Annotated in this window: 5 protein-coding genes; 1 reads left to right on the top strand and 4 read right to left on the bottom strand. The window is 63.5% G+C overall.

Translation table 11 applies throughout. The features are described from left to right. Positions 1-90 precede the first annotated feature (90 nt). From ACM6I6_RS13975 to ACM6I6_RS13960, 4 genes are all read right to left on the bottom strand, one after another. Positions 91-1,146: an alpha/beta fold hydrolase gene (locus ACM6I6_RS13975; RefSeq protein WP_414920061.1), complete on the bottom strand. Its 1,056-nt coding sequence runs from the start codon at positions 1,144-1,146 to the stop codon at positions 91-93. Between the two features lie 166 nt (positions 1,147-1,312). Further along, positions 1,313-2,578 (bottom strand): MFS transporter, encoded by a 1,266-nt coding sequence (locus ACM6I6_RS13970; RefSeq protein WP_274077784.1) that lies wholly within the window; start codon positions 2,576-2,578, stop codon positions 1,313-1,315. Positions 2,579-2,616: 38 nt separating this feature from the next. Next, positions 2,617-3,687 (bottom strand): sugar phosphate isomerase/epimerase family protein, encoded by a 1,071-nt coding sequence (locus ACM6I6_RS13965; RefSeq protein WP_414920060.1) that lies wholly within the window; start codon positions 3,685-3,687, stop codon positions 2,617-2,619. A 111-nt stretch (positions 3,688-3,798) separates the two neighbouring features. Then, positions 3,799-5,307 (bottom strand): PLP-dependent aminotransferase family protein, encoded by a 1,509-nt coding sequence (locus ACM6I6_RS13960; protein ID WP_406592820.1) that lies wholly within the window; start codon positions 5,305-5,307, stop codon positions 3,799-3,801. A 234-nt stretch (positions 5,308-5,541) separates the two neighbouring features. On the opposite strand from ACM6I6_RS13960, the gene ACM6I6_RS13955 reads away from it, so the two are divergent. Then, the gene (locus ACM6I6_RS13955) at positions 5,542-6,522 is read left to right on the top strand and encodes a quinone oxidoreductase family protein (protein WP_274077787.1); all 981 of its coding nucleotides are present in this window, start codon (positions 5,542-5,544) and stop codon (positions 6,520-6,522) included. Positions 6,523-6,530: the final 8 nt, after the last annotated feature.

The following is a 6,530-nucleotide window of genomic DNA, read 5'->3' as shown; positions in this document are numbered from 1 at the left end:
AGGCGGCGTCACGGCCACCATCGCATCGCTGGCAAGCCAGCTCCTACAGTGATTGGGTACAGCCGCGAGAAATGGGGCGGCTGTCAGGCCTCAAAGATGATCCGCATCGATCACCGCCTTGGCGAACGCCTGCGGATCTTCCTGTGGCAAGTTGTGGCCGATGCCGCCGCTGATCAGGCGGAACTGGTATTTGCCGGTAAAGCGCTTGGCGTAATCCTCGGGGGCCGGGTGCGGGGCGCCGTTGGCGTCGCCTTCCAGGGTGATGGTCGGCACACTGATGGAAGGTGCCGTGGCCAGTTTCTGCTCCAGTGCTTCGTATTGGCTTTCGCCCTGCACCAGGCCCAGGCGCCAGCGGTAGTTGAACACGGTGATATCGACATGGTCGGGGTTGTCCAGCGCCTTGGCGCTGCGGTCGAAGGTGGCGTCGTCGAAGGCCCATTTTGGCGAGGCCAGTTGCCAGATCAGCTTGGCGAAGTCATGGGTGTGTTTCTCGTAGCCGGCGCGGCCGCGGTCGGTGGCGAAGTAGAACTGGTACCACCACTGCAGTTCGGCCTTGGGCGGCAGCGGGTTCTTGCCGGCGGCCTGGTTACCGATCAGATAGCCGCTGACCGACACCAGGGCCTTGACCCGTTCCGGCCACAGCGCCGAAACGATGTCGGCGGAACGCGCGCCCCAATCATAACCACCGAGCACGGCTTGCTTGATCTTCAGGGCGTCCATGAAATCGATGACGTCGCTGGCCAGCGCGGCCGGTTGGCCATTGCGCAAGGTCTTGTCGGAGAGGAAGTGCGTATCGCCGTAGCCGCGCGCATAGGGCATCAGCACGCGATAACCCTTGGCCGCCAACAAGGGCGCGACTTCGTCATAGCTGTGGATGTCGTACGGCCAGCCGTGCAGCAGAATCACCACCGGGCCGTCGGCCGGGCCCGTTTCGGCGTACGCCACGCTGAGCAGGCCCGCGTTGACATGCTTGAGCGGACCGAACGGCGAGGGCGCCGCCTGCGTGGTGCCGGCAGGGGGGGCGGCAGGGCATGTCTGCGCGTGAGCTACACCCAGAACGCCCAACAGACTCAGGGCTAGGATCGACGAGCCGACCAGGCGGCGGCGAGGGTTACCGGTTCTGTCGTTGTGCTGTGCCTTCTTCATGTGATGTCTCCTGTTCAAGCCGCTGGCCAGGGGATCGGCCGATCCCCTTTAAACCCTGCCTGCATTTGAACGCGAAGACGTATCTGGCCTGTGTCGAAGACCGGGGCCGGTGTCAGCCCCTGTATCCCGCTGCTGTCCAGATACACAGTGATACACAGCGTCAGGATCAAGCCTGTGCTGCACTCACCTTGCCCGTGACGGTGGCGTTTCTACGCACCGATTGATACAGCAGGCTGGACACCAGGAAGCCCACGATCGCCAACCCGCTCATCAGGCTGAACACATAGTTATAGCCTTGCTGGCCGGGGAAGTGGTCGAGGATGGCGCCGTAGATCACGTAGGCGAACATGCCCGGGGCATAGCCGATCAGGCAGCCGATGCCGAAGGCCGAGCCGGTGATGTGCTGGGGAATGCCGACTTCACCCATGGGCGCCCAGAACACGCCGCGCATGGAAAACACGATCAGCGCGAAGGACAGGGTGGCGGCCATGCCGGCATAGATGAAGCTCGGGCTTTTCGGAATCAACAGGATCACGGCCATCAGCGGCAGCAGCGCCAGGAACGCCCACTTCAGGTAGCGGCTGGTGCTCTTGAACTGTTTGTCGGCGATGAATCCGCCGGCAGGGCCGCCGAGGATCTTCAGGAAGTACTGGTTGATGATGCCGTAGGCGCCGACCAGGGCCACGGGCAGGCCGTACATTTCCTTGAGGTAGGGAATGAAATAGGTCAGGCCGCAGTAGACGATGTAGACCATGAACACATTGAGGCTGACCAGCCAGATGCCCGGCACCTTGATGGCTTCGAACAGGTTGGCCAGGCCGTTGCCGGGCTTGGCGGTCGACTGGGTGGCGCCGCTCTTGAGCAGGAACCAGGTCAGGGTGCCGGCCAGGATGTCGATCACCGAGTAGAACAGGATCGCCGACTTCAGGCCGGCTTCGCCCGAGCCCATGGCGATGAACACACCCAACGCGCAGAAGGCCACCAGGGTATCGACGACACCACGACCGCCTTCGAGCAGGCCAAACAGCCGACCCTGTTCCTGATCGTCGCCCAGGTTGCGGATGGCCTTGAGCAGCGACGGCCAGAAGAGGCAGTCGGCGCACACCGCCAGCAGGCTGAACACGATCAGCAGGTTGCTGAAGGGTGGAAATGTCGCCAGGTACAGCCCCAGGCCGCCGGTGCCGATCAGGCCGAGGGGTATCAGCTTGCGGGTGTCGTAGCGATCGGCGAGCAGGCCGCCGACCACGAACAGCGCGGTGGCGATGATCGCATTGGCGCTGAGCAGCATGCCGATTTCAGTGTGGCTCAGGCCCATGAATTCCTGCATGGGCACATAAAAGGCGTCCTTGAGGTTGGCCAGTTTGTAGATGGTGCCGCCACCGAGGATGAGGATCAGGAATCGCAGCCATTTGGCCTTGTTTTGCATTGTCATTATTGTTCTCCGGGCGTAATCGGTTCGTAGCGTCGGGTTCAGGCGCTGCAGGTATCGGCGAGGGTGAGTTCGGCCAGGGTGCGCAACTCGGCCAGCACACCGCGGACATAGGCGACCTGGTTGTTCGCCCAGCGGTGTTCGTCGGCAAGCATTCGTTCGAGCGAGAAGCCTTCAGGCAGCGGTGTATCACTCATTTCCCGGTAGGCAATGAACGGGTCGGCCGCCTCAAGGGTCTGGCGGAACGCCGGGGCCACGTAGTGGTTTTCCTGCTCGAGGATGAAGGCGATGACCTGCGGGCTGGTGTCGCCCAGCATCAGCAGCTCGAACAGCAGGCGGGCACTGGGCAGGTCGTCTTCGGCGCTGCCCTGCAGCACGCCGTAATGGCCGAAGCCGTTTTGCTCGGGGACCACGCGCACGCCCTTGAGGTGCGCCTGGCGGATGTGCGGCGCCAGGTTGCGCAGCGCCTGCAGGGGCTGTTCGCAGGCATTGATCATGTTGCCGAAGTCGAACAGGGCATGCAGGCGAGGGTGGTTGAGGCGGGTCAGCAGTTGCGCGATCTCGGCGCTCTTGAGCTCTTCATGCTGCTCGAAGTCGAAGTACAGGTCGTGCTTGTCGGCCTGCTGCGCGAGGTAGTGCAGGTCGGTTTCGATCACGTCCATCACTTGCGACAGCGTGCCCTCGTAGCGCGAGTAGACGCGAATGTTGCGCACGCCCAGGGCGAGGGCGATGGCGATCACCTGGTCGACGTCCTTTTTCCGCGTGCTGCTGATTTCCAGATGCACATCCAGGCCCAGGGCCCTGGCCTTGGCGGCAAACACCTGCAGTTGCGCAGGCGTCATCTGGCTCAGGCTGTTTTCCTCGCCGTCGAGCAAGTGCAGGCTCAGGCCTTGCAGTTCGTGGCGATAGGCGAAGTCGAGCAGGTCGGCGGGGGTGACACGGCCGTGGGTGAGGTTGGTCAGCAGCGGGTAGGCGTGGGCGAACAGGCGCAGTTGCGCCAGGCGGTCGAGCAGCTGCCGGGCCAGTGCGTCGGTCAGCACGGGAGCGGTGCCGTCCTCGACCACGTTGTGGCCGAGCAGGGCGTTGAATCGTTCCTGGATCTTATTGTTCATTCGAGTCGTTCCTGGTTCAGACGCTGGGTCTTGCGACGCAGCCTTTATCGCGCCAGTCAGGAACTCTCGATAGATCCATTATCAGTTAATTGATAAGACCACTTGCGGGCTTCAAGTGGCCTGCGTCAGGCACCCCATCGCGTCCAGCGCCCGGGCCAGCGCCGCGACGCGTTCCTGGGCCTGGTGTTCAGGGGTGCCGGCAAAACCGATCAGCAGGGCCGGCGGCAGCACGTGCCCGATGCAGTAGTCGGAGAGGGCGTAGGTGTGGATGTTGTGCCGGGCCAGTTGCTTGGCAATGGCGTCGTCGTCGAGCGCCGGGGGGAGCCAGGCGATCAGGTGCATGCCGGCGTCCACCGGGGTGATCCTGAAGAATCCGCCGAGCTGTTGTTGCAACTGCTCGACCAGGGCCTGCTGGCGAGCCTGGTACAGTGTGCGCAGGCGACGGATGTGCCCCAGGAAGTGGCCTTCGACCATGAAGTCCGCCGTGGTCGCCTGCAGCAGGGTGGGCGGGCTGCGATCCATCACCGCGCGCAAGGTGCAGAAGGGTTCGACCAAGGCCTGGGGCAAGATCACGTAGCCCAGTCGCAGCGAGGGGAACAGCACCTTGCTGAAGGTCCCGACGTAGATCACCCGCGCCATCTGGTCCATGGCATAGAGCGCGGGAAGCAGGCGGCCGCTGTAGCGCAGTTCGCTGTCGCAATCGTCCTCGATGATCCAGCTCTGCTGGCGTGCCGCCCAATCGATCAGGGCCTGGCGTCGCGCATAACTGAGGGTCACGCCCAGGGGATGCTGGCGCGAGGGGGTGGTGAACACCAGGCGCGCATCGGGGCATTGGGCCAGCCCTTGCTGGACATCGATGCCCTGTTCATCGACGCGCAGCGGCACCACCTGCGCGCCCTGGGCCTGCAAGGCGATGCGCGCGGCGATGTGCCCCGGGTCTTCCATCCACACGCTGTCCTGCGGGTTGAGCAGCAGCATGCCCAGCAGGTTGAAGGCTTGCTGTGCACCGGAAACGATCACCACTTGCCCGGCGTCGCAGTCGATGCCCCGGGCGTCGAAGACGTACTCGGCGATGGCCGTGCGCAAGGCCTGCAAGCCTTGCAGCTCGCCATAACCGAGCATGGCCTTGCTCGGCTTGAGCAGGTGGCGGTTCATCAGGCGCCGCCAGATCGCTTGCGGGAACGCGTCGTAGGTGCTGTGACTGGGCAGGAAGGAAGTCGGGGTCGAAGGGTCCCAATCGGCATAGGACACCCCGCGAAAATGATCGCTGCGCAGCGACAGCATCGACTGGCTCAGGTCGGACAGGCGAGGCGGCTGGCGCGCCTGCCCGTCGTCGACCATCGTGCGCTGTTCCCACTCGGTGCCGACGTAGGTGCCGGCCCCGGTGCGCGAGGCCAGGAAGCCTTCGGCGATCAACTGATCGAAGGCATTGAGGATGGTGATCCGCGACAGCGCCAGCTCCTTGCTCAGGGTGCGCGTCGACGGCAAGCGCACGCCGCCCTGGATGCGGCCGCCGAGGATCTGCTTGCGAATCTGCAAGTAAAGCTGGCGGTACAAGGGGATGGCGCTGGCACGGTCCAGCTCGATGGCCGACAGCAACAAACCTGCGGGGGATTTCATGACGCGCTCGTCTGGACGGAGTGTGGGTGGTCCCGCGCCGGCTGGCGCCGAGGTGTGCAGGGTAGCGAGCGGCAGCGGATAAGTCATCCACCGCCGGGAACGCCACGGCGGGCACTGTCATGAAATGAAAAGCCATTGTCGTCTGATGAGAAGCGGCTGTTTGGGCGTCATCCTACAGTCCAATCAGCGCAAATCGACGCAGCAGCCAATATTGCAGACTGGAGAACAAGAAAAATGGCCAAAGCCGTACGCTTCTACGAAACCGGTGGTCCCGACGTCCTTCGTTATGAGGATGTCGAAGTCGGCGACCCCGGTCCTGGTCAGGTACGTCTGCGTCATGTAGCGGTCGGCCTGAACTATGCCGACACCTACTTTCGCAACGGCACCTACCCGATCCCGATGCCCAACGGCATGGGCGTCGAGGCGTCCGGTGTGGTCCAGGCCATCGGCGAAGGCGTGACCAACGTCCAGGTGGGGGACCGCGTCACCTATACCGGTTTCCTCAACACCCTCGGCGCCTACAGCACCGAACGACTGATCGCGGCCGCGCCGCTGATCAAGCTGCCGGAAACCATCAGTTTCGAAACCGCCGCGGCCATGACCATGCGCGGCCTGACGTCGTCGTACCTGATGCGCCGCATCTACGACTTCAAGGAAGGCGACAGCATCCTGCTGCACGCCGCCGCCGGTGGCGTTGGCCTGATCGTTTCGCAGTGGGCCAAATTGCTCGGCCTGAACGTGATCGGCACGGTGTCGACCGAGCAAAAGGCTGAAATCGCCCGTGCCCACGGTTGCGACCATACTATCAATTACAGCCATGAAGACGTCGCCGCTCGCGTTCGCGAATTGACCGACGGCGTGGGCGTCAACGTGGTGTTCGACAGCGTTGGCAAGAACACCTTCATGGGTTCGCTGGATTCGTTGAAACCCCGTGGCCTGATGGTCTGCGTGGGTACCGCATCCGGGCCTATCCCGGCGTTCGATCCGGTGATGCTGGCGATGAAAGGTTCGCTGTTCCTGACCCGTCCGGCCCTGGCCAACTACATCAGCGACCCTGCGGAAAAAGCCGCCCTGGCCGGTGAGCTGTTCGACCACGTCGGCAGCGGCCGCATCAAGATCGAGATCAACCAGCACTACGCGTTGCAGGACGCGGTGCAGGCGCATCGCGATCTTGAGTCGCGCAAGACTACCGGCTCGTCGATTTTCGTCATTTAAGGAGCTGC

Origin of the sequence: Pseudomonas sp. IT-P218 (assembly GCF_949767605.1) — a bacterium.
GTDB classification, from domain to species: Bacteria; Pseudomonadota; Gammaproteobacteria; order Pseudomonadales; family Pseudomonadaceae; genus Aquipseudomonas; species Aquipseudomonas putida_AE.
Note: the sequence above shows the minus strand (reverse complement) of the source record. Positions and strands in the feature narration are given on the sequence as shown.